This is a genomic window from Phenylobacterium ferrooxidans (assembly GCF_042714595.1).
Classification (GTDB): domain Bacteria; phylum Pseudomonadota; class Alphaproteobacteria; order Caulobacterales; family Caulobacteraceae; genus Phenylobacterium; species Phenylobacterium ferrooxidans.
Genome location: NZ_JAOTJD010000041.1, coordinates 1 through 20,764, shown reverse-complemented (window position 1 = coordinate 20,764; position 20,764 = coordinate 1). Strand labels below are relative to the sequence as shown.

At 69.2% G+C, this 20,764-nt stretch carries 24 protein-coding genes; 10 read left to right on the top strand and 14 right to left on the bottom strand.

Annotated features, from left to right (window positions below; all coding sequences use genetic code 11):
* Positions 1–93: 93 nt before the first annotated feature.
* On the bottom strand, positions 94–486 hold the full coding sequence (locus tag OCL97_RS18110) for a hypothetical protein (protein WP_377371223.1): 393 nt from the start codon (positions 484–486) through the stop codon (positions 94–96).
* 120 nt (positions 487–606) lie between these two features.
* Between OCL97_RS18110 and OCL97_RS18105 the strand changes: the two genes are divergently transcribed.
* From OCL97_RS18105 to OCL97_RS18095, 3 genes are all read left to right on the top strand, one after another.
* Complete coding sequence (locus OCL97_RS18105) at positions 607–996, top strand: YMGG-like glycine zipper-containing protein (protein WP_377371222.1); 390 nt, start codon at positions 607–609, stop codon at positions 994–996.
* On the top strand, positions 993–1,457 hold the full coding sequence (locus OCL97_RS18100) for a hypothetical protein (protein WP_377371221.1): 465 nt from the start codon (positions 993–995) through the stop codon (positions 1,455–1,457). The genes OCL97_RS18105 and OCL97_RS18100 overlap by 4 nt, the downstream gene beginning before the upstream one ends.
* 164 nt (positions 1,458–1,621) lie before the next feature.
* Positions 1,622–2,446 carry a class I SAM-dependent methyltransferase gene (locus OCL97_RS18095; protein WP_377371220.1) on the top strand — a complete coding sequence of 275 codons (825 nt, stop codon included), beginning with the start codon at positions 1,622–1,624 and terminating at the stop codon, positions 2,444–2,446.
* Between the two features lie 93 nt (positions 2,447–2,539).
* On the opposite strand, the gene OCL97_RS18090 is transcribed toward OCL97_RS18095, so the two are convergent.
* The 3 genes from OCL97_RS18090 to aqpZ all read right to left on the bottom strand — a co-directional run bounded on the left by OCL97_RS18090 (position 2,540) and on the right by aqpZ (position 3,694).
* Positions 2,540–2,788 (bottom strand): hypothetical protein, encoded by a 249-nt coding sequence (locus OCL97_RS18090; protein WP_293495182.1) that lies wholly within the window; start codon positions 2,786–2,788, stop codon positions 2,540–2,542.
* A 7-nt stretch (positions 2,789–2,795) separates the two neighbouring features.
* Positions 2,796–2,903 carry a hypothetical protein gene (locus tag OCL97_RS18085; RefSeq protein ID WP_304778880.1) on the bottom strand — a complete coding sequence of 36 codons (108 nt, stop codon included), beginning with the start codon at positions 2,901–2,903 and terminating at the stop codon, positions 2,796–2,798.
* A gap of 71 nt (positions 2,904–2,974) precedes the next feature.
* Positions 2,975–3,694: an aquaporin Z gene (gene aqpZ / locus OCL97_RS18080; RefSeq protein ID WP_377371219.1), complete on the bottom strand. Its 720-nt coding sequence runs from the start codon at positions 3,692–3,694 to the stop codon at positions 2,975–2,977.
* Positions 3,695–3,831: 137 nt separating this feature from the next.
* Here aqpZ and OCL97_RS18075 point away from each other — a divergent pair, with 137 nt between their 5' ends.
* From OCL97_RS18075 to OCL97_RS18060, 4 genes are all read left to right on the top strand, one after another.
* Positions 3,832–4,488 carry a lysoplasmalogenase family protein gene (locus OCL97_RS18075; RefSeq protein ID WP_377371218.1) on the top strand — a complete coding sequence of 219 codons (657 nt, stop codon included), beginning with the start codon at positions 3,832–3,834 and terminating at the stop codon, positions 4,486–4,488.
* A 134-nt stretch (positions 4,489–4,622) separates the two neighbouring features.
* A complete protein-coding gene (locus tag OCL97_RS18070; protein ID WP_377371217.1) occupies positions 4,623–5,897 on the top strand; it encodes an OmpP1/FadL family transporter in 1,275 nt (424 codons plus the stop codon).
* Positions 5,898–5,910: 13 nt separating this feature from the next.
* The gene (locus OCL97_RS18065) at positions 5,911–6,351 is read left to right on the top strand and encodes a YeeE/YedE family protein (RefSeq protein ID WP_377371216.1); all 441 of its coding nucleotides are present in this window, start codon (positions 5,911–5,913) and stop codon (positions 6,349–6,351) included.
* The gene (locus tag OCL97_RS18060) at positions 6,348–6,779 is read left to right on the top strand and encodes a DUF6691 family protein (protein ID WP_377371215.1); all 432 of its coding nucleotides are present in this window, start codon (positions 6,348–6,350) and stop codon (positions 6,777–6,779) included. The genes OCL97_RS18065 and OCL97_RS18060 overlap by 4 nt, the downstream gene beginning before the upstream one ends.
* Before the next feature lie 129 nt (positions 6,780–6,908).
* On the opposite strand, the gene OCL97_RS18055 is transcribed toward OCL97_RS18060, so the two are convergent.
* Positions 6,909–7,805: a TauD/TfdA dioxygenase family protein gene (locus OCL97_RS18055; RefSeq protein ID WP_377371214.1), complete on the bottom strand. Its 897-nt coding sequence runs from the start codon at positions 7,803–7,805 to the stop codon at positions 6,909–6,911.
* A gap of 112 nt (positions 7,806–7,917) precedes the next feature.
* Positions 7,918–8,706 (bottom strand): terminase small subunit-like protein, encoded by a 789-nt coding sequence (locus OCL97_RS18050; RefSeq protein WP_377371213.1) that lies wholly within the window; start codon positions 8,704–8,706, stop codon positions 7,918–7,920.
* A gap of 216 nt (positions 8,707–8,922) precedes the next feature.
* Here OCL97_RS18050 and parS point away from each other — a divergent pair, with 216 nt between their 5' ends.
* Entirely contained in the window at positions 8,923–9,711 is a 789-nt protein-coding gene (parS, locus tag OCL97_RS18045) for a type II RES/Xre toxin-antitoxin system antitoxin (RefSeq protein WP_377371212.1), read from the top strand.
* Complete coding sequence (locus OCL97_RS18040; protein ID WP_377371211.1) at positions 9,708–10,211, top strand: RES family NAD+ phosphorylase; 504 nt, start codon at positions 9,708–9,710, stop codon at positions 10,209–10,211. Before parS ends, OCL97_RS18040 begins: the two co-directional genes overlap by 4 nt.
* 73 nt (positions 10,212–10,284) lie before the next feature.
* On the opposite strand, the gene OCL97_RS18035 is transcribed toward OCL97_RS18040, so the two are convergent.
* The 8 genes from OCL97_RS18035 to OCL97_RS18000 form a co-directional block, all read right to left on the bottom strand.
* Positions 10,285–10,977 (bottom strand): M24 family metallopeptidase, encoded by a 693-nt coding sequence (locus OCL97_RS18035; protein WP_377371210.1) that lies wholly within the window; start codon positions 10,975–10,977, stop codon positions 10,285–10,287.
* Between the two features lie 106 nt (positions 10,978–11,083).
* Complete coding sequence (gene metH, locus OCL97_RS18030; RefSeq protein ID WP_377371209.1) at positions 11,084–13,729, bottom strand: methionine synthase; 2,646 nt, start codon at positions 13,727–13,729, stop codon at positions 11,084–11,086.
* A 101-nt stretch (positions 13,730–13,830) separates the two neighbouring features.
* Positions 13,831–14,895 (bottom strand): homocysteine S-methyltransferase family protein, encoded by a 1,065-nt coding sequence (locus tag OCL97_RS18025; RefSeq protein WP_377371208.1) that lies wholly within the window; start codon positions 14,893–14,895, stop codon positions 13,831–13,833.
* Positions 14,892–15,815 (bottom strand): methylenetetrahydrofolate reductase [NAD(P)H], encoded by a 924-nt coding sequence (gene metF, locus OCL97_RS18020; RefSeq protein ID WP_377371207.1) that lies wholly within the window; start codon positions 15,813–15,815, stop codon positions 14,892–14,894. Before metF ends, OCL97_RS18025 begins: the two co-directional genes overlap by 4 nt.
* Complete coding sequence (locus tag OCL97_RS18015; protein ID WP_304778908.1) at positions 15,812–16,783, bottom strand: ArsR/SmtB family transcription factor; 972 nt, start codon at positions 16,781–16,783, stop codon at positions 15,812–15,814. The genes metF and OCL97_RS18015 overlap by 4 nt, the downstream gene beginning before the upstream one ends.
* A 31-nt stretch (positions 16,784–16,814) precedes the next feature.
* On the bottom strand, positions 16,815–17,171 hold the full coding sequence (locus OCL97_RS18010; protein WP_377371206.1) for a VOC family protein: 357 nt from the start codon (positions 17,169–17,171) through the stop codon (positions 16,815–16,817).
* Positions 17,172–17,204: 33 nt separating this feature from the next.
* Positions 17,205–18,128, bottom strand: a complete 924-nt coding sequence (locus OCL97_RS18005; RefSeq protein WP_377371205.1) for a 2-hydroxyacid dehydrogenase — start codon at positions 18,126–18,128, stop codon at positions 17,205–17,207.
* Positions 18,129–18,164: 36 nt separating this feature from the next.
* Positions 18,165–19,490, bottom strand: coding sequence for an aspartate aminotransferase family protein (locus OCL97_RS18000; RefSeq protein ID WP_377371204.1), 1,326 nt, complete (start codon positions 19,488–19,490; stop codon positions 18,165–18,167).
* Between the two features lie 142 nt (positions 19,491–19,632).
* Here OCL97_RS18000 and OCL97_RS17995 point away from each other — a divergent pair, with 142 nt between their 5' ends.
* Entirely contained in the window at positions 19,633–20,649 is a 1,017-nt protein-coding gene (locus OCL97_RS17995; protein ID WP_304778915.1) for an aldo/keto reductase, read from the top strand.
* Positions 20,650–20,764 lie beyond the last annotated feature (115 nt).

Below are 20,764 nucleotides of genomic sequence, written 5' to 3'. Positions count from 1 at the left end.
TCTCGTGCACCGCCGTGTCCCGGCGAAAACGTCTCATAGCAACCATGGCCGTTGTACGCTTGGCTTTCGGTCGGGTTCCGGATTGCGGCGCGCCTATCCACTCACGCAACTGCTCATATTGACCGGGGCGGTCGCCGCCCGCAGCCAGCCGCCCTCGACCTTGGTGAACTCCGAGAACCCCGACTGCGACCGGTACTCGCTGCGCACGGCGTCCCAGCCTTCCCAGTTCATCGCCACCACCAGCTTGGCGGTGACGCCCTTGGCCTGGTCGGTGGCGGTGGTCTCGCGCTCGCCCTTGCAGCGCACCTCGAAGCCCTGGCACCCCTCGGCCTTGGCCAGGCACGCAGCGTCGGTCTTCACGATCTGCTGGCGCCAGGCCAGAATCGCCTCGTCCAGGCCGCCATACTTCGCCTCGGCTCCGGTCTGCGCCTTGGGACTGCAGCTCGCCAGCACCGCCGCGGCGGCCAGGATCCAGACTCTACGCACTCGGTCTCTCCGCTTGGATGGGCGGGAGGTTCTGGGGGGCGATCAAGGCTTGAGCATGGCGGGCGCATCCATCCCCCCATCGGCGCGTTGTGTCGGCTTAGGGACTTAGGAGGCTTGGCTATGAGACATCTGCTTTTGATTACGGGACTGGTGGTGGCCGCCGCGGCCGCGCCGACCCTGGCCAGCGCGCGCACCGCCTGCGACCAGCGCGCCCACGACCGCAAGGTGACCGGCACCGTGCTCGGCGCCGTCGGCGGCGCCCTGATCGGCAACGCCGTGGCTGACGGCAAGGGCGCCATCATCGGCGGGGTCGGCGGCGCTGTGGTGGGCAACCAGCTCGCCCGCACCAAGTGCGACACCGGTCGGACCTACAGCCGCGCCAGCAACCGCGCGACCGCGCGCAACAGCAACTACCGCCAGGCGTCGGCCGAGTGCCGCATGGTGAGCCGCCCCTACTACGACGACCGCGGCCGGGTCAGCTATCATCAGACGCGCGTGTGTGGCCAATGAGGGCCGCTGGCCTGGCCCTGATGGCCGCCCTGTCGCTCACCGCCTGCAGCGACACTGACGACGTCAAGGTCGCCAAGGGTATCTGCACCCCCTTCGCCGCCACGCCGGCCGCCGCCACCACCACGGCCGGCGTCCCGGCCCTGGCGCCCGCCGCCGTGGCGGACGGCGCCGGTCCGGTGGAGGACTGCCTGCATCGCTGGGCCTACAGCCTGGCCGGGGCGAAGGACTCCGCCGAGGTGGTGGCCGAGGCCACCATCGCGGCCTGCAGCTCGGCGCTGTCGGCCTGGAACCAGGCGTCGCTGTCGGGCCCGGCCGGCCCCTCCGACGCCATCAGCCTGGTCACCGGCGAGCCCACCAGCGCCATCGCCGAACACCGCAACTTCGCGGCCAACCGCGCCCTGTTCTTCGTCGTCCAGGCCCGCGCCGGCCGCTGCGCCCCGCCGCCGCCCGTCAAGGGCTAGGCCTGGACGCCCTTCCCCCGCGCCGGGGGAAGGGCTTCCTGGTGCGGCCGGCTCGGTGACAAGGCGGCCCTGCTGCTCTATGCATCAGCTCAGCTTATGTCAGGCCCGCTCGCCACCCTGCCGCTCAGCGCCTTGCGCGACTGGCTCCCTGCCGAGGTGGCGCGATGAGCTGGAAGACGCAGCTGCGCCGGGTGCTGGAGGCCACCGGCCTGATCGGCCCCTACTACCGTTGGCGCGAGGCTCGCCTGGCCGCCATCGTCAGCGATCCGGTGGACGACGGCCTGCCCATGCCCCCGCCCGCCCTGCTGACCCTGGTCTCGGGCGCGGCGGGCCAGGCCTGGTATTCCGAGCGCGGCCGCGAGGACGCCGCGCAGTTCCGGGCGCTCGCCCTCGAACAGGGGATCGACCTCACCCAGCCCCGCACCGTGCTCGACTGGGGGGTCGGCTGCGGCCGCATCGCCCGCTGGCTGGCGGCCGACGTCACCGCCGCGGGGGGACAGTTCCTCGGCTGCGACATCCATCCCAAGCTGGTGGCCTGGTGCGCTGAGGCCCTGCCCGGCCGCTACCTGCGCAACGGCCTGCGCCCGCCCCTGCCGCTGGCGCGGGCCAGCCTGGACCTGGTCTATTCCCACTCGGTCCTGACCCACCTGACGGAGGACACCGCGCGCGCCTGGCTGGCCGAGCTGCGCCGCCTGCTGAAGCCCGACGGCTGCGCCATCCTCACCTTCCATGACGAGACCTACGCCCACGCCTGGGGTCCGCCGCAGGTCGCCGAGCGCCTCGCCAGCGAGGCCTATGTCGTCTGGAACAACGCCCTGGAGGGCAGCAACTACCTGTCGGCCTGGACCCGCCGCGCCCATTTCCGGGCGCTCGCCGAGGCCGACTTCACCGTGGCCGCGATCATCGAGGGCGGCGCGGACTTTCCCACCCAGGCCATCGCCGTGCTGCGGCCCAGGGACCCGTCACCACCGGCGCAGAGACTCGTTTGACGAGGCTCAGGCTTCGTCACGAGCGGGATGAGGAAAAGTGCGCAGCGGTTTTCCGCCCGCATCCCGCTCCAAAAGGGACTCGTTTGACGAGGCTCAAGCCTCGTCAAACGGCGGCGGCAACTGCCCCGCCTTGAACAGGATCACCGGGTTCTCGTCATAGTCCCCCAGCTCGGCGTCGGCCGAGGCGGAGAAGGCCACCACCCCCAGCCGGGTGTCGGACAGCCGGTCGGCCTTGCGCCGCGCCTCTTCCGCCGACTTGCAGATCACGACGGGCTCGGCCTTCAGCGCCTTGCCCTTGCCGGCGATATAGGACTGGACCAGGTGGACGGTCTCGATCGCCACGCGCGACCTACTTCTTCAGGACGTTGGGGGTCCAGCCGGCCGGCGCGGTCGCCTTGGGCTTCTCGGCCTTGGGCTTGCGAACTTCCTTGTTGCTCTTCTTCTGACCCTTGGCCATGGCGGTGTCCCTTCAGCTGGTGCGTTGCGGCGACACTAGCACGCCGCCGCCTCGCCCCTCCGGCGAATTCGTCAGGCCTTGCCCGAGACGTCCACCGGCGCCGGGTCGTCCTTCGACAGCCAGCGATAGGTCACGCCGGCCAGCACCGCCCCCACCAGCGGCGCCACCCAGAACAGCCACAGCTGCTGCAACGCCCAGCCCCCCACCAGGATCGCCGGCCCGGTGCTGCGCGCCGGGTTCACCGAGGTGTTGGTCACCGGAATGCTGATCAGGTGGATCAGCGTCAGGCACAGGCCGATGGCCAGGGGCGCGAAGCCCGCCGGCGCCCGACCGTGGGTCGATCCCATGATCACAAACAGGAAGGCGAAGGTCATCACCACCTCGCACACCAGGGCCGCCGTCAGGGCGTAGCCCCCCGGCGAGTGCTCGCCATAGCCGTTGCTGGCGAAGCCGGCGCTCACATCGAACCCGGCCTGGCCGCTGGCGATCACATAGAGCACGCCGGCCCCCGCCAGCCCGCCCGCCACCTGGGCGATGACATAGCCCGGCAGGTCGGCGCCCCGGAACCGCCCCCCGGCCCACAACCCCACCGACACCGCCGGATTGAGGTGGCAGCCGGAGACGTGGCCGATGGCGTAGGCCATGGTCACCACCGTCAGCCCGAAGGCCAGCGACACCCCCACAAAGCCGATCCCCAGCTCCGGATAGGCCGCCGCCAGCACCGCGGCCCCGCACCCGCCCAGCACCAGCCAGGCCGTGCCGATGAATTCCGCCACCAGTTTCTTGATCATGTCGTCCTCCCCAGGATGTCACGCCAAGCTGGACCTTAACGGCGCGCCCGACAACCCTCGGGGGAATCTCGGGGCGCCGCTTGGGCGCCGCAGCGAAACCCGCCTAGACTGCCGCCAATCAACGGGGGAAGCACCACATGGACCGGCCGAGCCTCGCATCGAAACTCATCCTGACCCTGGCCATCCTGGCGGGCGTCAGCTTCCTGGCCGCCAACCGCTTCGCCCTGCCCGAGGCCGCGACGATTGTCTGGAAGGGCGCGGGCGTCGCCCTGCTGGCGCTCTACGCCGCCACCCGCGCCAAGACCCCCGACGGTTGGCTGCTGGCCCTGGTCATGGCGCTCGGCGCCACCGGCGACGTGCTGCTGGAGACCCACGGCCTGATCACCGGCGCCGTGGCCTTCCTGGCGGGCCACCTGGTGGCCATCGCCCTCTATCTCCGCAACCGCCGCCCGGCCCTCGAACCCAGCCAGCTCCTGCTGGCCATCCTCATCGTCCCGGCCACGGTGATTATCGCCTACCTGCTGCCCGCCGACCGCGCGGGCGCGCCGGGCATCGCCTTCTATTCCACGGGCCTGGCCCTCATGGCCGCCGCCGCCTGGATCAGCCGCTTCCCGCGCATGAGCGTGGGCCTCGGCGCCCTGATGTTCGTGGCCTCGGACCTGCTGATCTTCGCCCGCGCCGGCCCCCTGGAGCACAACCCCTGGGTCGGCTTCGGCGTCTGGGCGCTCTACTTCGCCGGCCAGCTGCGGATCTGCCTGGGCGTCGTGGGGACCCTGGCGAAAGAGAATACCTAAAGGTGCAGCAGCTCCCGGCGCAAGCCGGGGACAGCCCAGCTGGCCGCGCATTCCTGCAAGGGTGCGCAGAAAAACTGCATGGCGCAGCGGGACCATATCGGCGTCTTTCCCCCATCGAAATTGTGGGAATAGAAATGTCCGAGTTCATTCGCCCCGGCCCGCGCGCCGAGCGTCTGCTGTCCGCCACCGCCCTGGCCGCCCTGCTGTTGGCCGCCGCGCCGGCCCATGCGACGGACGGCTATTTCGCCCACGGCTACGGGGCGGCCTCGAAGGGCATGGCCGGCGCGGGCCTGGCCTATCCCCAGGACAGCCTGGCCCTGGCCACCAACCCGGCCGCCGCCACGGCCTTGGGGAACCGTTGGGACGTGGGCCTCGACGTCTTCAAGCCGACCCGCACCGCCGCTTTCCGCGGGACGGCCCAGGACCGGGCCTATGACGGCGACGGCAATCCGGTCTCCTTCATCCCCGAGGCCGGCTGGGTCGCCCAGGTCTCCGACCGTCTCGCCCTCGGGATCGCGGCCTACGGCAATGGCGGCATGGTCACCGACTACAAGACCAATCCCTTCGCCCGCTATGGGGCGACCGGCGCCGCCGGGGTGGAGCTGCAGCAGCTCTTCATCTCCCCCACGGTCGCCTACCGGTTCGCGCCGGGCCACAGCCTGGGCCTGTCGGTCAATCTGGCCGGCCAGACCTTCCGCGCCCGCGGCCTGGGCCCCTTCGCCGGTTTCTCCCAGGACCCCGCCCACTTCAGCAACCAGAGGGTCGAGAAGGCCTTCGGCTACGGCCTGCGCCTGGGCTATCTCGGCCAGGTGACCGACCGGCTGTCGCTGGGCGCCTTCTGGCAGTCGGAGACCCGGTTCGAGGCCTTCGACAAGTATCGCGGCCTGTTCGCCGAGGGCGGCGACTTCGACGCGCCTTCGACCTACGGCCTCGGCGCGGCCTTCAAGGTGACGCCGAAGCTCGACCTCGTCGCCGACTGGCGCCGGATCGAGTTCAGCAAGGTCAAGTCGGTGGGGACGCCCATCGCCGGCCTGTTCGCCGGCCACGCCTTCGGCGCCGACAACGGCCCCGGCTTCGGCTGGCGCGACGCCGACGTCATCAAGCTCGGCGTCAACTACAGGGTCGACGACCAGTGGCAGGTGCGCGCCGGCTACGACCACACCGACAACCCGATCCCGGCCGACCAGACCCTGCTGAACATCGTCGCCCCCGCCGTGATCACCGACCAGTACACCCTCGGCGCCACCTGGACCCGGCCCTCGGGCCTGGAAATCAGCGGCTACGCCATGTATGCGCCGGAGAAGACCCTGCGCGGCGCGGGCTCGATCCCGCCGGCCTTCGGCGGCGGGAACGCCGACCTCTCGATGAGCGAGACCGTGGTCGGGGTGAGCTTCGGCTGGAAGCACTAGGGCGGAACCGACCATGCACCCCTTCCTCCAGTCGCTGATCGGCGGCGGCCTGATCGGCCTGGCCAGCGCCGGCCTGCTGCTGACCAACGGCCGGATCGCCGGGATCAGCGGCATCCTCTCCAACGCCGCGGCCCTGAGGCCCGGCCTGTGGCGATGGGCCTTCCTCGCCGGCCTGGTGTCGGTGGGGGTCGCCGCGGCCTGGCTGCGCCAGCCGGCCCCGCCCGCCCTGGCGGCCACGGGCCTGCCAATGCTGATCGGCGCCGGCCTGCTGGTGGGGGTGGGAACCCAGCTCGGCAACGGCTGCACCAGCGGTCACGGGGTCTGCGGGCTGTCCAACCTGTCGGCGCGGTCGCTGACGGCGACGGTGATCTTCATGGCCGTGGCCGCCCTGACGGTGTTCGTCACCCGCCACGGCGCGGACCTGCCGGCCCTAGCGGCGAGGCTGGCGGCATGAAGGTGCTCACCGCGGCCCTGTTCGGGGTGATCTTCGGCCTGGGCCTGCTGATCTCCGGCATGCTCGATCCGGACAAGGTGCTGGGCTTCCTCGACGTGGCCGGCGCCTGGAACCCGCAGCTGGCCTTCGTCATGGGCGGCGCCATCCTGGCAGCCTTCCCCGCCTTCCTGATCGCGCGCCGGCGGACCACGACCCTGCTGGGCGACCCCTTGAAGCTTCCCGACCGCTGGCCCCTGGACCGGCGGCTGGTGATCGGCTCGGCCCTGTTCGGCGCCGGCTGGGGCCTGGCGGGCATCTGCCCCGGCCCCGGCATCGTCCTGCTGGGCCTGGCCGGCCCCCCGATCTGGATTTTCGCCGCCGCCATGCTCGCCGGTGTCCTCGTCGCCCGCACCCTGGGGCCGGCGCGCGCCGGCGGGAGCGACGACTAGGGCACTTTTCGATAGGCGTGAAACCGCTATCGGATAGAAAATTGCTCTAACATTTTGAATTATAGCCTTTTTATCCGATTTTACCCCGGCGCGACCGACCGGGCCTGAGCCTCCCTCTCGCCGACGGCCTCAGCCGGCGGACGCGGCGCTCGGGGCGCGCTCGCCGACGATGGAAACCCGCTCCCCGTATCGGGAGTGCGGATAGTAGTCCCAGACCGAGTGGTGCTGCGTGCAGCGATTGTCCCAGAAGGTCAGGGTATTGGGCTCCCACCGCACCCGGCAGTGCAGCTTGGGCTCGCGCGGCAACAGGGCGAACAGGCTGTCCAGCAGGGCGCGGCTCTCCCAGCGCTGCAGTCCGACGATGTGGGTGGTGAAGCCCGAATTGACGTTCAGCACCTTCCGACCGGTGTCCGGATGCCGGATGACGACGGGATGCTCGTGGCGGGGATAACCCCCCTCCGGCGGCTTGGACTGGTAGTTGCCGATATAGGGCAAGGCGCCGTCATGCACCGCCGTCAGGCCCTCGAGGAAGGCCTTCATCGGCGGCGAGAGCATCTCGTAGGCCATGTACATGTCAGCGAACAGCGTGTCGCCACCGCCGCATTCCGGGGTCTCGGTGATGTACAGCATCGAGCCCAGCGGCGGGATCTCGTCGCAGGTGACATCGGTGTGCCAGCCCTCGCCCGCCGTATAGGCCGACTGGGCGTTGGTCTTGACGACCAGCACCTCGGAGTCCTGGCCGGGACGGCCGTGGTTCATGGGGTGCACGTGCAGGCGGCCGAAATGCCGGCCGAAGGCCTTGTGCGCCTCCCGGTCGAGATGCTGGTCGCGAAACACCAGCACCATCCAGTCGGCCCAGGCCGCGCGGATGTCCCGCAGCTGCTCGGCCGACAGCGGCCCGGAGAGATCGACGCCTTCGACCTCCGCGCCGATGTGGGGCGAGATCGGAGTCACCCGCAAGGTCCCGTATTGCGTGCGCCGCTCGCCCGCGATGGGGACGTGCTTGGAAAGGGTGGCGACGGCCATGGGCTTCCTCCGGGCGCTCTTGGGGCGGCGCCTGTCTCTGCCGAAAGCCTAGATCAGGGGCGTCAGCCGGGCAACCGGGCCCTGACCGGCGGCGCCCGGACCGGCGCCCGCCTCAGCTGGGCGTACTCCACCAATCCCGCTCCGGCTCAGGCTTCTCCGCCAACGGCCCGCGCCCGACCGTCGCCAGCGCCTCGTCGTGGCTCATGCCGAACTTGCGGATCACCACCACGATGGGCTGCTGCGCCTCCTCCTCCGGCTCGGGCGCGAGGGCCCGCCGCGCGCCGTACTTCTTCGGCGCCAGCATCGCGGCCGTCCAGCGCAGGGTCTTGATGCGCAGGGCGTCGCCCCGCGCCGTGCTCTCGGTGGACTCCAGGGCGATCTCCAGCATGGCGTCGGCGAAGATGTCGGCGGCCACGGCCTTGGCCTTCAGATAGGCGTCGTGGAAGCCGTCGTCGGCCCGGATCCAGTGATAGATGGTCGAGGCGCACGGCATGTCGGCGTCGGCCCCGATGGACAGCACCGTCTCCCCGCCCGCGATCCGCCGCAGGATCACCCCGCCCAGTTCGTCGCTATAGGTGGAGACCCGCCCTTGGCGGTTGCGCGGCCGCAGGGCCTGGCGCCAGCGGCGGTCCTCGTCCTGCGCCCGATCCTGGGCCCGGTCGCTGGCCTGCCGCTCGCGCCGCGCCCGGTCGCGGGCCGCTTCATAAGCCTCACCGAACCCCGGCTCCCGCTCGCGCCACTTGTAGATCGCCTGCACCGAGGGCATCCCCGGCTCCCGCCCCAGCGACGCCTCGCTCTGCCCAGCCGCGATCCGCTCGCAGATCAGCTTGCCGAGCGCCGGCGAGTACCGCACCTGCGGACGGCGGTCGGAACGCCCGAACGGCGGCGACTTGGACGACATGGGCCTCTGGGGATTGTTCGGGGAGGCTCGCAGCCTCTCACGGACGGGTCGATCCGTCAAGAACAAAACAGGAACATCTATTCTCTTGGTCAGCACTCAGCGGACAGTGAGGTCCGCCCGATTTTCGCAGGCTCGGCGCCTTGAAATCCCCGGCGACAGCTGTCACTCTGGAATATGACATCTGACGCAAGATGCGGAATAGATATAGGAACCAACGTGGCGACCAAGCCTCATAGCCCCCGTGACAAGGTGAGGATCGGCGGCGGCTATTCGACGGGAGCGGACCCGTGGAGTGTGAAAGGGATTAATCCCGAAGCGCGCGAGATGGCGGAAAGCCAAGCGCGCCGTTCCGGCATATCGCTTGGCGAATGGCTAAACAGGGCCATCCTCGACGAGATAGAACCCGAGGCATCCCCCGACTTCGGACACTTCGGGGAGCCAGCGGATCAGGCGATGGCGGCGCTGGATCGCGGCCATGAGGTCCAGATTGCCTACGCGCAGTCAGTCGGGGAAGCCAATTTACACGCGAACATGGCCATCGCGGAGAGCGCCCGGCTCTCCGGAATCTGGACGCGCGTCTCGGCCCTCCTGGGCGGCAGAGACATCCTGCGTCGCGACGTGGACGGCCCCCTCGACGCGCACGAGTTGCTTCAGGCCGGCCTGCCCGCGCGGGCGCTGACGCACCTCGTTGATCACGTACGACTGCTCCGTTCCCCCGATCAGTTCGAGAAGGCTGTCGGTATGAGCCAACGCACGCTCCAACGGCGACGGGAGGAGCTTCATCGGCCGCTGAACCCTGAGCAGGGCGGACGGACGTGGAAGTTCGCGGAAATCCTTGCGAAGGCGACGGCGGTGTTCGGCTCGCAGTTGGAGGCGGAGCAGTGGCTACAGCATCCCGCCATGGGCCTGAACCAGCGAAAGCCCCTCGACCTGCTCTCCACAGCCGCAGGGATCGAGGCCGTCGAGGAGCACCTTGGACGTCTTGAGTACGGCGTCTACGCGTGACACCGCTGCCCTCCCCCTTGGGGGCGCCTGAGGTCATCGCCTGGCGGCTGGATGAGGCTCGCTTCGCGCCAAGTTGGGACAGCGGGGAAGGCGGATACCTCTTTGGCGGACGCTGGAACAGCAAAGGCGTTCGATCCGTCTACTGTGCGCTCGACCCGTCAACGGCCATTCTTGAAGTGGCTGTGCACAAGGGCTTCAGGACTCTGGACACCGTTCCCCACGTCCTGACCGCCCTCCGCATCAGGGACCCTATGTCCGTCCGGATTGTTCAGCCCGAAGATGTTCCTAATCCGAACTGGATCCGTCCCGGCGTACCGAGTGCTGGTCAACAGAGGTTCGGAGACGACATCCTCCACACCCACGCTTTCATGGCTATTCCAAGCGCGGTTTCGGTCCACAGCTGGAACCTGGTGTTCGTCGCCACGGTGGCGAGCGGCGGCTATGACGTGGTCTTGCAGGAGCCCTTCGCCTTGGACACCAGGCTCCATCCCCCGACCTGAGCGTCCGGATTTCACATGCGGGACAGGCGCCCCCCCACAGGGGCCTCGAGGTTTGTGAACTCTGACCCCGCCCCTACCGGCTCAGCAGTTCCTCGGTGAACCCGCCAAACCGCCCCTGCGGCTCCACCAGATGGACCTCCAGGATCCAGTAGCGTTCGCGCCCATCGGCGTCGGGGTCGCGCATCGGCGTGTCGTTGCCGGGCGCCACCAGGGACACCGAACGCTCGCCGGGGAAGGCCGTGTGCGGGAACTCCCCCACCAGGTGGCCGGCGATATTGCCTCCGAATGTCCAGCCGCGCTGCTCGGCGGTCCGGTGCGCCTGCGCATAGAGCGCCGCGCCGGTCATGTGGGGATCGGCCTCGTAGAAGGCCCGCAGTTCCTGCCACACCAAGGGCAGGTCGCGGCGCAGGGCCTGCTTCACCGGATCATCGCCCAGCACGAAGGTGCGCCCGAAGTCGGCCTCCCAGTCGTCGAACACCGGGCCCAGGTCCACGAACAGGATGTCGTCGGCGGCGATCACCAGGTCGGCGGGGTCGTCATGATAGGTGGTGACGCTGTTGGCGCCGGCCCGCACCACCCGCTTGTGCCAGTGGGCCTCGACCCCGAACTGCCCGGCGGCCAGGGCATGGATCTCGTTGGAAAGCTCGCTCTCCCGCAGGCCCGCGCGCACTAGGCCGCCCGCCTCGATGGCGGCGAACAGGGCCGCCGCGCGGCCTTGGGCGGCGTGCAGGCTCGCCAGGCGAGCGGCTTCGTTGAAGGTGGTCATCGGGTCGCCGTTCGTGGGGTTCGTGCGGCTCGTGGTTCCAGTCTTCAGAACCCCACCGTCGTGCGGCCGAGGGATGGGTCCTCAGGACAAGCCCAAACTCGCCGCCCTACTTCCCCCGCTCGTAGTTCAGGATCGGGGCCAGCCAGCGCTCGGCGGTCTTCAGGTCCCAGCCCTTGCGCCGCGCATAGTCCTCGACCTGGTCCTTCTCGATCCGCCCGACGCCGAAATAGTGCGCCTCCGGGTGGCCGAAATAGAGCCCCGAGACCGAGGCCGGCGGATTCATGGCGAAGCTCTCCGTCAGCTCCATGCCGGTCTGGGCGGGCGCGTCCAGGATGCGGAACAGCTCTGCCTTCTCGGTGTGGTCGGGCTGGGCGGGGTAGCCCGCGGCCGGGCGGATGCCGCGATACTTCTCGCCGATCAGCGCCTCGATATCGAAGGGCTCATCGGGGGCGTAACCCCACAGCTCGGTGCGCACCTTGCGGTGCATGGCCTCGGCGAAGGCCTCGGCCAGGCGGTCGGCCAGGGCCGCGGCCAGGATGGCCGAATAGTCGTCGCCCTTGTCCTTGAAGGCCTTGGCGATCTCGGGCTCGCCGTGGCCGGCGGTCACCGCGAAGCCGCCGATCCAGTCGCGTTCCCCCATGGGAGCCACGAAGTCTGAGAGCGCCACATTGGCCCGGCCGCCCTCCCCCTTGGACATCTGCTGACGCAGGGTGTGCAGGCGGGTCAGCTCGACGGTGCGGGTCTCGTCGGTCCAGACCACCACGTCGTCGCCGTCGGAATTGGCCGGCCAGAAGCCCACCACCCCGCGCGCCTCGAACCACTTCTCGTCCACGATCTGCTTGAGCATGACCTGGGCGTCCTTGAAGAGGTCGGTGGCGGCCTGGCCCACCACGTCGTCCTCCAGGATGGCGGGGTAGTGGCCCACCAGCTCCCAGGACGCGAAGAACGGCGTCCAGTCGATGTGCTTGGCGAGATCGCCGAGATCATAGGCCGTGAAGGTGCGGGTCCCGATGAAGCTGGGGGGCGTCGCCTGCCAGCCGGAGACCTTGAAGGCGTTGGCCCGGGCGTCGGCCAGGGTGGCGCGGGCGCGGTTGGTGTTGCCGCGGGCGAACTGCTCGCGGACCTTGGCGTAGTCGGCCCGGGTCTCGGCCTGGATCCGGTCGCGTTCGGTCTTCGACAGCAGGCCCGAGACCACGCCGACGGCGCGGCTGGCGTCCAGCACATAGGTGGTGGAGCCGCCCTGATAGCCGGGCTCGATCTTCACCGCCGTGTGGGTCTTGCTGGTGGTGGCGCCGCCGATCAGCAGCGGGATCTTGAAGCCGCGCCGCTCCATCTCGCTGGCCACATAGACCATCTCGTCCAGGCTCGGCGTGATCAGGCCCGACAGGCCGACGATGTCGACATTGTGGGCGATGGCCTCGTCCAGGATGCGGTCAGAGGCCACCATGACGCCCAGGTCGATGACCTCGTAATTGTTGCACTGCAGGACCACGCCGACGATGTTCTTGCCGATGTCGTGGACGTCGCCCTTGACGGTGGCCATCAGGATCTTGCCGGCGTTCTCGCGCGGCTTGCCCTCCTTCTCGGCCTCCATGAACGGCATGAGATAGGCCACGGCCTGCTTCATCACCCGGGCGGACTTCACCACCTGGGGCAGGAACATCTTCCCCGAGCCGAACAGGTCGCCCACCACGTTCATCCCGTCCATCAGCGGACCTTCGATGACGTGCAGCGGCCGCTCCACCGACAGGCGCACCTCCTCGGTGTCGGCCTCGATGAAGTCGGTCAGGCCGTTCACCAGGGCGTGCGCCAGCCGCTTTTCCACCGGCAGTTCGCGCCAGGCGAGGTCGGGGCCCTTGGCCTCCGACTTGCCGCCCTTGTACTTGGGCGCCAGTTCCACCAGCCGCTCGGTGTTGGAGATGTTGGTCCGCTGCGGCCGGTTGAGGATCACGTCCTCGACGGCCTCGCGCAGTTCTTCCGGGATGTCGTCATAGACCGGCAGGTCGCCGGCGTTGACGATGCCCATGTCCATGCCCGCGGCGATGGCGTGATAGAGGAACACCCCGTGGATCGCGCGCCGCACCGGCTCGTTGCCGCGGAAGCTGAACGAGACGTTGGACACCCCGCCCGAGATCCGGGCCAGCGGCAGGGTCTGCTTGATGACCCGCACCGCCTCGATGAAGTCGACCGCGTAGTTGTTGTGCTCGTCGATCCCCGTCGCCACGGCGAAGATGTTGGGGTCGAAGATGATGTCCTCGGCCGGGAAGCCGACCTCGTCCACCAGGATCCGATAGGCCCGCGTGCAGATCTCGATCTTGCGCTGCGCCGTGTCGGCCTGGCCGACCTCGTCGAAGGCCATCACCACCACGGCCGCGCCATAGCGCAGGCAGGCCTTGGCCTGTTCGCGGAACCTGTCCTCGCCCTCCTTCATGGAGATCGAGTTCACGATGGCCTTGCCCTGGACGCACTTCAGGCCCGCCTCGATCACCTCCCACTTGGAGGAGTCGATCATGATCGGAACGCGGGCGATGTCGGGCTCGGCGGCGATCAGGTTCAAGAACGTCTTCATGGCCGCGACGCTGTCCAGCAGCCCCTCGTCCATGTTGATGTCGATCACCGAGGCGCCGGCGTCCACCTGCTGGCGCGCCACGCTCAGCGCCGCGGGATAGTCCCCCTCGGCGACAAGCTTACGGAATTTGGCCGAACCGGTGACGTTGGTCCGCTCGCCGACATTTATGAAGATGGGTCGCATCAATTCCGCTCGCTGCCCGGTCCGCTCCCTTGCGGGAGACGGTGACCCCGCGGGGCGGGATCGAGGGTCTGTCAAATCTATCGGTGTGTCTTCCCGCCGGCCTAAGCCAGTTCGAAGGGCTCCAGCCCGGCCAGCCGCATGGCCTTGGGGCGTTCCGGAATCTGCCGGGGCTTAACACCCTTCACCGCCTCGGCCACGTGGCGAATGTGGTCCGGCGTCGTGCCGCAGCAGCCGCCCAGGATGTTGACCAGGCCGCGCGAGGCCCACTCGTGCAGCTCGTGCGCCGTCTGGTGGGCTTCCTCGTCGTACTCGCCAAAAGCGTTGGGCAGGCCGGCGTTGGGATAGGCGCTCACCAGGGTGTCGGCCACGCGGCTGAGCTCAGCGATGTGCGGCCGCATCAGGTCGGCGCCGAGCGCGCAGTTCAGGCCGATGGCGAAGGGCTTGGCGTGCTTCACCGAGTTCCAGAAAGCCTCCACCGTCTGGCCCGAGAGCGTGCGCCCCGAGCGGTCGGTGATGGTTCCGGAGATCCAGATCGGCAGGGGCTCGTAGCCCTCGTCCTCCATGTCGAGGATCACCTTGATGGCGGCCTTGCAGTTGAGCGTGTCGGTGATGGTCTCGATCAGGAACAGGTCCACCCCGCCGTCGTGCAGGGCGATCATCTGTTCGCGATAGGCGGTGTAGACCTCGTCGAAGGTCACCAGCCGCGCGCCCGGATCATTCACGTCCGAGGACATCGACAGCATCTTGTTCAGCGGCCCCACCGAGCCGGCCACGAAGCGCGGCTTGTGCGGCTCCCTGGCGGTCCAGGCGTCGGCCCGTTCGCGGGCGATCCGCGCGCCCTCGAAGTTGATGTCGCGGACCGCGCTCTCCAGCTCGTAGTCGGCCTGGGCGATGGTGGTGGCCGAGAAGGTGTTGGTCTCGCTGATGTCCGCGCCGGCGCCGTAATATTCGTCGTGCAGGTCACCGACGATGTCCGGCCGGGTCAGGCACAGGATGTCGTTGTTGCCCTTCAGCTGGCCGGGATGGTCCTGGAACCGCTCGCCCCGATAGTCGGCCTCGTCCAGCCTGCGCTTCTGGAACATCACCCCCCAGGAGCCGTCCAGAATTAACACGCGCTCACGAGATATTTGCTTCAGCTTTTCAATACGTTCTGAGCGCGGGCTCATGCGGCTTTCTCCGTCGGCTCTTCTCGCACGCCCAGCACCCGGCAGATGGCGTAAACGAGGTCGGCCCTGTTCAGGGTATAGAAATGGAAGTCCGAGAACCCCTCCTCCACCAGCCGCGCGCACATCTCGGCGGCGACGGAGCAGGCCAGCAGCTTGCGGGTCTCGTGGTCGTCATCGAGGCCTTCGAACAGATTTCCCAGCCAACCAGGCAGGCTGACCCCGATCCGCTGGGACATGTTCTTCAGTCCCTCATAGCTGCTCACCGGCATGATGCCGGGCAGGATCGGAACCGTAATCCCCGCCTTGCGGATCTTCTCGACGAACCGCAGGTAGCCGTCGATGTCGAAGAAGAAGTTGCTGATCGCCCGGGTGGCCCCGGCGTCGATCTTGGCCTTCAGCACGTCGATGTCATGGTCCACCGACGGGCTTTCCGGGTGGATCTGCGGATAGACCCCGACGCTGACGTCGAAGTCGCCGATCGCCCGGATGCCCGCGGTCAGCTCGGTGGCGTTCTGATAGCCATCGGCGCGGGGCGTATAGGCGCCGCCCAGCGATCCCGGCGGGTCGCCGCGCAGGGCCACGATGTGCCGGATCCCCGCGTCCCAATAGTCCTGGATCACCTCGTCCACCTCGGCGCGGGAGGCTTCCACGCAGGTCAGGTGGGCGGCGGGGCGCAGGGTGGTCTCGTGCAGCATCCGGACCACCGTGCGGTGGGTACGGTCCCGGGTCGAACCGCCGGCGCCGTAGGTCACCGACACGAAGGACGGGTTCAGGGGCTCGAGCCGCCGGATGGCCTCCCACAGGCTCTCCTCGCTCTTGGGCCCCTTGGGCGGCGAGAATTCGAAGGAGACGGAGGGGCGCTTGGCCAGGCCGGCGCCGGCGCGCGCCACCGGTCCCAGCGCGGTTTCCAGCGGACTCATGCGGCGCTCCTTACAGCTTTGCGGACGCGCTCGGCGGTCCAGATCTTGACGGTCAAACCCTCGCCCCGGGCGGGTGGCAGGGCGGCGGCGCGGACCTTGGTCAGGCCCGCCTCGTTCAGCCACCGCTCCATCTCCGCCTCGGCGAAACCGAGGCGGCGGTGCTGGTGCTGCTCGCGCAGGAACTCCAGGCTGTGGGGCGCAAAGTCGACAATGATCAGTCGGCCGTCTTCGGCCACCAGTCGCGCGGCCTCGCGCACGGCGGCGGCCGGATCGCCCAGATAGTGCAGCACCTGGTGGACCACCACCAGATCGGCGCTCTGGCCCGGCAAGCGGGTGCCGAAGATGTCCCCGTGGCGCAGTTCGCAGCGCTCCAGCCCGGCGTCGGCGACATGCCTGCGCGCGATGTTCAGCATCTGCTGCGACAGATCCAGCCCAACGGCGGCTTGGGCATGCGGCCCCAGCAGGGTCAGCATGCGGCCGGTGCCGGAACCCAGGTCCACCAGGCGCTTGAAGGGTCCGGGGCCGGCGGCCTCCAGCACCGCGGCCTCGACGTCGGTCTCCGACACGTAGAGCGAGCGGATTTCGTCCCAGCGCGCGGCGTTGCGGGCGAAGTATTCCCCGGCCTCGGTGGAGCGCTCGGCGCGCACGGCCTGCAGCCGCTCGGCGTCGCGGGCCAGGATGGGGTCTGCGAGGTCCACCACCGCCAAGGTCTCGTCGGCCAGCCGACGCGCCAGGCCGCCGGCCACCAGGCGGTAGAAGACCCAGGCCCCGTCCGGGAACCGCTCCACCAGACCGGCCTCGGCCAGCAGCTTCAGGTGCCGCGAGACACGGGGCTGGCTCTGGTCCAGAACCTTGCACAGCTCCAGGACCGCCAGTTCCTCGTGGGACAGCAGGGCGAGGATGCGCAGGCGGGTCGGTTCGCCCGCCGCGCGCAACACTTCCACAGCCTGGATCGCTGAAAGACTCATTGGCACATAAAGATATCTTTATGTCTTTATGTCAAGCCTCGGGAGGGGCGACCGCCGGCTCCCAGAGTTCGATCTTCAGACCGGCCGGATCCATCAGCCAGGCGAAGCGCCCGTTGGGATCGGAGTCGTCGCGGCCGGTGGGTTCAACCCCTTCGGCGGCGGCGCGGGCCAAGACCCCGTCCATATCATCGACGATGAAATTGATCATGAACGGCGAGGCCGAGGGCTCGAAATATGTGGTGTCGGCCTTGAACGGCGACCAGAGAGTGTAGCCCTTGTCCCCGTGCGGCCACATCGCGCCCGGCCAGGGCCCGCCGCCGAACCCCAGCACCCGGTCGTACCAGGCGGCCAGGTTGGCCGGGGTCTGAGGTCTTGAAGAAAACCCCACCGATTCCAAGGGCTTTGGCCATGATCCTGCCTCCTAGGCGACCGGGCTCAGCAGGGCCTCGCCGGCGAAATGGCGGCGCAGGTTCTCGAAGGTCTGACCGATCATCGAGGGCAGGGAATCCACCGTGCCCCCGGCGCTGTGCGGGGTCAGCACCGTGTTCGGCACGCCCTCCCAGCGCTCTGCCGGCGTCGGCTCGGTGGCGAACACATCCAGGCCCGCCCGACCCAGCCGGCCCGCTTTCAGCGCCGCGATCAGGGCGTCCTCGTCGATCACCGAGCCCCGCGCGACATTGACGATCATCCCCTTGGGACCCACCGCCTCGATCACCTCGGCGTTCACCGCCTGGCGGTTGGACACATCGGCGCGGCAGGCCACCACCAGGATGTCGCTGTCCTGGGCGAGCGCCAGCAGGCTCTCGGCCCGGGGCCAGGCGGCGTCCGGCTTTTCGTTGGGTCCCCACCAGGCCACCGTCATGCCGAAGGCCTCCACCCGCCTGGCCACCGCCACGCCGATATGGCCCAGCCCCATGATCCCCACGCGCTGGCCCTTCAGCCCCTGCCCGACCTCCAGGCGGTCATGGTTCCAGCGCCCCGCCCGCAGCATCCGGTCGCCGGCCACGATGTTGCGCCAACCGCCGATCAGCAGGCCCAGCGCATGGTCGGCGACGTCCTCGGCGTTCAGCCCGTCGGCGTGGGACACCTCGATCCCCCGCGCCCGGCACCAGGGCACGTCGACCCCGTCATAGCCGACGCTGACATTGGCGATCAGCTTGAGGTTGGTCAGGCTCTCCAGGAAGTCGGCGGTGAGATAGATCTCGCCGGCATGGACGATGGCCTCCACCGCCTGGGCGTCCCCGTCTGCCATCTCCCAGCGCCGCACGACGCGGTAGCCATGCGCCTCCAGCCTCGCCTGCATCAGCGACAGCATGGGGTGGGAGATCAGCACGGTGTGGGGCATGGGGCTCTCCGACGGGCGGCCCCTCTATAGCCGCGCTCAGGCGATCCCCGCCAGCACGCCGCCCAGGATCCCGGTCAGCTTGTCGATCTCCGCCTGCGAGATGATCAGCGGCGGCGACAGCGCGATAGTGTCGCCGGTCGCCCGCACCAGCAGGCCGGCCTTCAGCGCGCCCACCAGCACCTCATAGCCTCGCGCGCCGGGCGCCCCGTCGCGGGGCGTCAGCTCGATGGCCCCCATCAGCCCCACATTGCGGATGTCGATGACGTGGGGCGCGGCGCGCAGCCCGTGCAACGCCGCCTCCCACAGCGGCGCGATGGCCGCGACCCGGGCGAACAGGTCCTCGCGGGCATAGATCTCCAGCACCGCCAGGCCCGCCGCGCAGGCCACGGGATGGCCGGAATAGGTGTAGCCGTGGAAGAACTCGATCGCGCCCTCCGGCCCCTGCACCACCGCGTCGTGCACCGCCCGGCGCACGAACACCGCCCCCATGGGAATGACCCCGTTGGTCAGACCCTTGGCCGTGGTCATGATGTCGGGCGTCACCCCGAAGGCCTGGGACGCGAAGGCCGCGCCGACCCGCCCGAACCCGGTGATCACCTCGTCGAAGATCAGCAGGATGCCGTGCCGGTCGCAGATCTCCCTCAGGCGCGCCAGATAGCCCACCGGCGGCGGCAGCACGCCCGCCGACCCCGCCACCGGCTCGACGATCACCGCGGCGATGGTCTCGGCCCCGTGCAGGGCGATCAGCCCCTCCAGGGCGTCGGCCCTCTCCGCCCCGTGGAGCGGCAGTCCGCGCGAGAAGGCGTTGCGCGCCAGGTCATAGGTCGACGGCAGGTGGTCCACCCCTGGCAGGGTGACGAAGCTGCGCCGGTTGTTCACCAGCCCACCCACCGACAGGCCACCGAAGCCCACCCCGTGATAGCCCTTCTCCCGCCCGATCAGCTTGACTCGCTGCCCCTCGCCGCGCGCCCGGTGATAGGCCATGGCGATCTTCAGCGCGGTGTCCACCGACTCCGAGCCGGAGTTGGTGAAGAACACCCGGTCCAGGCCGGCTGGCGCGATCTGCGTCAGGGCTTGCGCGAACTCGAACCCGATCGGATGGCCCATCTGGAACGAGGGCGCGAAATCCAGCGTCATCAGCTGGCGGGCCACCGCCTCGGCGATCTCCGCCCGCCCGTGGCCGGCGTTGACGCACCACAGGCCCGAGGTCCCGTCCAGCACCTCCTGCCCGTCCGCGGCGCGGTAGTACATGCCGCTGGCCTCCGTCAGCAGCCGCGGATCGGCCTTGAACTGCCGGTTGGCGGTGAACGGCATCCACCACGCCGCGAAATCCGGGTGGTTGTCTCCGAAGTCGGCGCTCATGCTCGGGATCTCCTTGGCGAGCCCAGGCAATCACGTTCGGCCCGGGACCGCCAGCCGCCCGCTTGCGCGCTCCGGGACCTTGCGCCTATCTGCGCGGCATTGACGCCGGCCCAGGCCACGCTCCCATTTCAAGGACCCCTTCATGCAGACCCATCGCCTCGGCAAGAGCGCCATCGTCGTCTCCAAGATCTGCATGGGGACCATGACCTTCGGCTCCCAGGTGGATGAGGCGGAGTCCCACCGCATCCTCGACAAGTCGCTGGAGGCCGGGATCAACTTCTTCGACGCCGCCGAGAACTATCCGGTGCCGCCCAGCGAGGAATGGGCCGGGCGCACCGAGGAGATCGTCGGCCGCTGGCTGAAAACCAAGCGCCGCGACGAGGTGATCCTCGCCACCAAGGTCTGCGGCCCCAGCCACGGCTGGATCAAGGGCGCCCAGCGGGCCGGCATGACCGCGCTCGACCGCCACAACATCACCCGCGCCGTCGAGGCCAGCCTCAAGCGCCTGGGCACCGACTATATCGACCTCTACCAGACCCACTGGCCCGACCACGGCGTCGCCTATGACGAGACCATGGAGACCCTCGACGAGCTGATCCGCGAGGGAAAGGTCCGCACCATCGGCTGCAGCAACGAGACCACCTGGGGCCTGATGAAGAGCGTGGCGACCTCCGAACGCCTCGGCGTCGCCCGCTACCAGACCATTCAGAACAACTTCAGCCTCAACAACCGCCGCTTCGAGGACGAGCTGGCTCAGGCCTGCCGCCAGGAGGGCGTCAGCCTGATCCCCTTCTCGCCCCTGGCCGGCGGCGTGCTCTCGGGCAAGTACCAGGGCGGGGCGACCCCGGAGGGCGCGCGCTTCTCCCGCTACATCGCGCTCGGCGGGCGCCAGGCGGTGATGGCCCAACGCTTCGTCAACGAGAAGTCCCTGGCCTCCACCGAACGCTTCGCCGCCGTCGCCGCCGAGGCCGGGATGTCGCCGGTGACCCTGGCCACCGCCTGGAGCAAGCAGCACGACTTCGTCGCCTCCACCATCGTCGGCGTCTCCAAGGAAGAGCAACTCCCCGACATCTTCGCCGCCGCCGACGTCACCTTGTCGGCCGAAGTGCTGTCGAAGATCGACGCCATCTCCAAGGAAATCCTCTACCCGATGGGCTGACGCGGCAGCGCCGCCACGCGGTTCAGCCGCGCCCAGCTCCGGGCGTAGGCTGAGCCGCCCGACCGGGCAGGCTTGAGCGCCGCCGCCCAGCGGGCCTCGGCCTGGGCGGCCTCCC

Bases quoted from the DNA above. Each gene is read 5' to 3' on its own strand.
- OCL97_RS18070 (WP_377371217.1), top strand. From the start codon at position 4,623: ATGTCCGAGTTCATTCGCCCCGGCCCGCGCGCCGAGCGTCTGCTGTCC.
- OCL97_RS18105 (WP_377371222.1), top strand. From the start codon at position 607: ATGAGACATCTGCTTTTGATTACGGGACTGGTGGTGGCCGCCGCGGCC.
- metF (WP_377371207.1), bottom strand. From the start codon at position 15,815: ATGAGTCCGCTGGAAACCGCGCTGGGACCGGTGGCGCGCGCCGGCGCC.
- aqpZ (WP_377371219.1), bottom strand. From the start codon at position 3,694: ATGATCAAGAAACTGGTGGCGGAATTCATCGGCACGGCCTGGCTGGTG.
- OCL97_RS18060 (WP_377371215.1), top strand. From the start codon at position 6,348: ATGAAGGTGCTCACCGCGGCCCTGTTCGGGGTGATCTTCGGCCTGGGC.
- OCL97_RS18005 (WP_377371205.1), bottom strand. From the start codon at position 18,128: ATGCCCCACACCGTGCTGATCTCCCACCCCATGCTGTCGCTGATGCAG.
- OCL97_RS18095 (WP_377371220.1), top strand. From the start codon at position 1,622: ATGAGCTGGAAGACGCAGCTGCGCCGGGTGCTGGAGGCCACCGGCCTG.
- OCL97_RS17995 (WP_304778915.1), top strand. From the start codon at position 19,633: ATGCAGACCCATCGCCTCGGCAAGAGCGCCATCGTCGTCTCCAAGATC.
- OCL97_RS18065 (WP_377371216.1), top strand. From the start codon at position 5,911: ATGCACCCCTTCCTCCAGTCGCTGATCGGCGGCGGCCTGATCGGCCTG.
- OCL97_RS18015 (WP_304778908.1), bottom strand. From the start codon at position 16,783: ATGAGTCTTTCAGCGATCCAGGCTGTGGAAGTGTTGCGCGCGGCGGGC.
- OCL97_RS18000 (WP_377371204.1), bottom strand. From the start codon at position 19,490: ATGAGCGCCGACTTCGGAGACAACCACCCGGATTTCGCGGCGTGGTGG.
- OCL97_RS18035 (WP_377371210.1), bottom strand. From the start codon at position 10,977: ATGACCACCTTCAACGAAGCCGCTCGCCTGGCGAGCCTGCACGCCGCC.
- metH (WP_377371209.1), bottom strand. From the start codon at position 13,729: ATGCGACCCATCTTCATAAATGTCGGCGAGCGGACCAACGTCACCGGT.
- OCL97_RS18025 (WP_377371208.1), bottom strand. From the start codon at position 14,895: ATGAGCCCGCGCTCAGAACGTATTGAAAAGCTGAAGCAAATATCTCGT.
- OCL97_RS18075 (WP_377371218.1), top strand. From the start codon at position 3,832: ATGGACCGGCCGAGCCTCGCATCGAAACTCATCCTGACCCTGGCCATC.
- OCL97_RS18100 (WP_377371221.1), top strand. From the start codon at position 993: ATGAGGGCCGCTGGCCTGGCCCTGATGGCCGCCCTGTCGCTCACCGCC.
- OCL97_RS18050 (WP_377371213.1), bottom strand. From the start codon at position 8,706: ATGTCGTCCAAGTCGCCGCCGTTCGGGCGTTCCGACCGCCGTCCGCAG.
- OCL97_RS18085 (WP_304778880.1), bottom strand. From the start codon at position 2,903: ATGGCCAAGGGTCAGAAGAAGAGCAACAAGGAAGTTCGCAAGCCCAAG.
- OCL97_RS18055 (WP_377371214.1), bottom strand. From the start codon at position 7,805: ATGGCCGTCGCCACCCTTTCCAAGCACGTCCCCATCGCGGGCGAGCGG.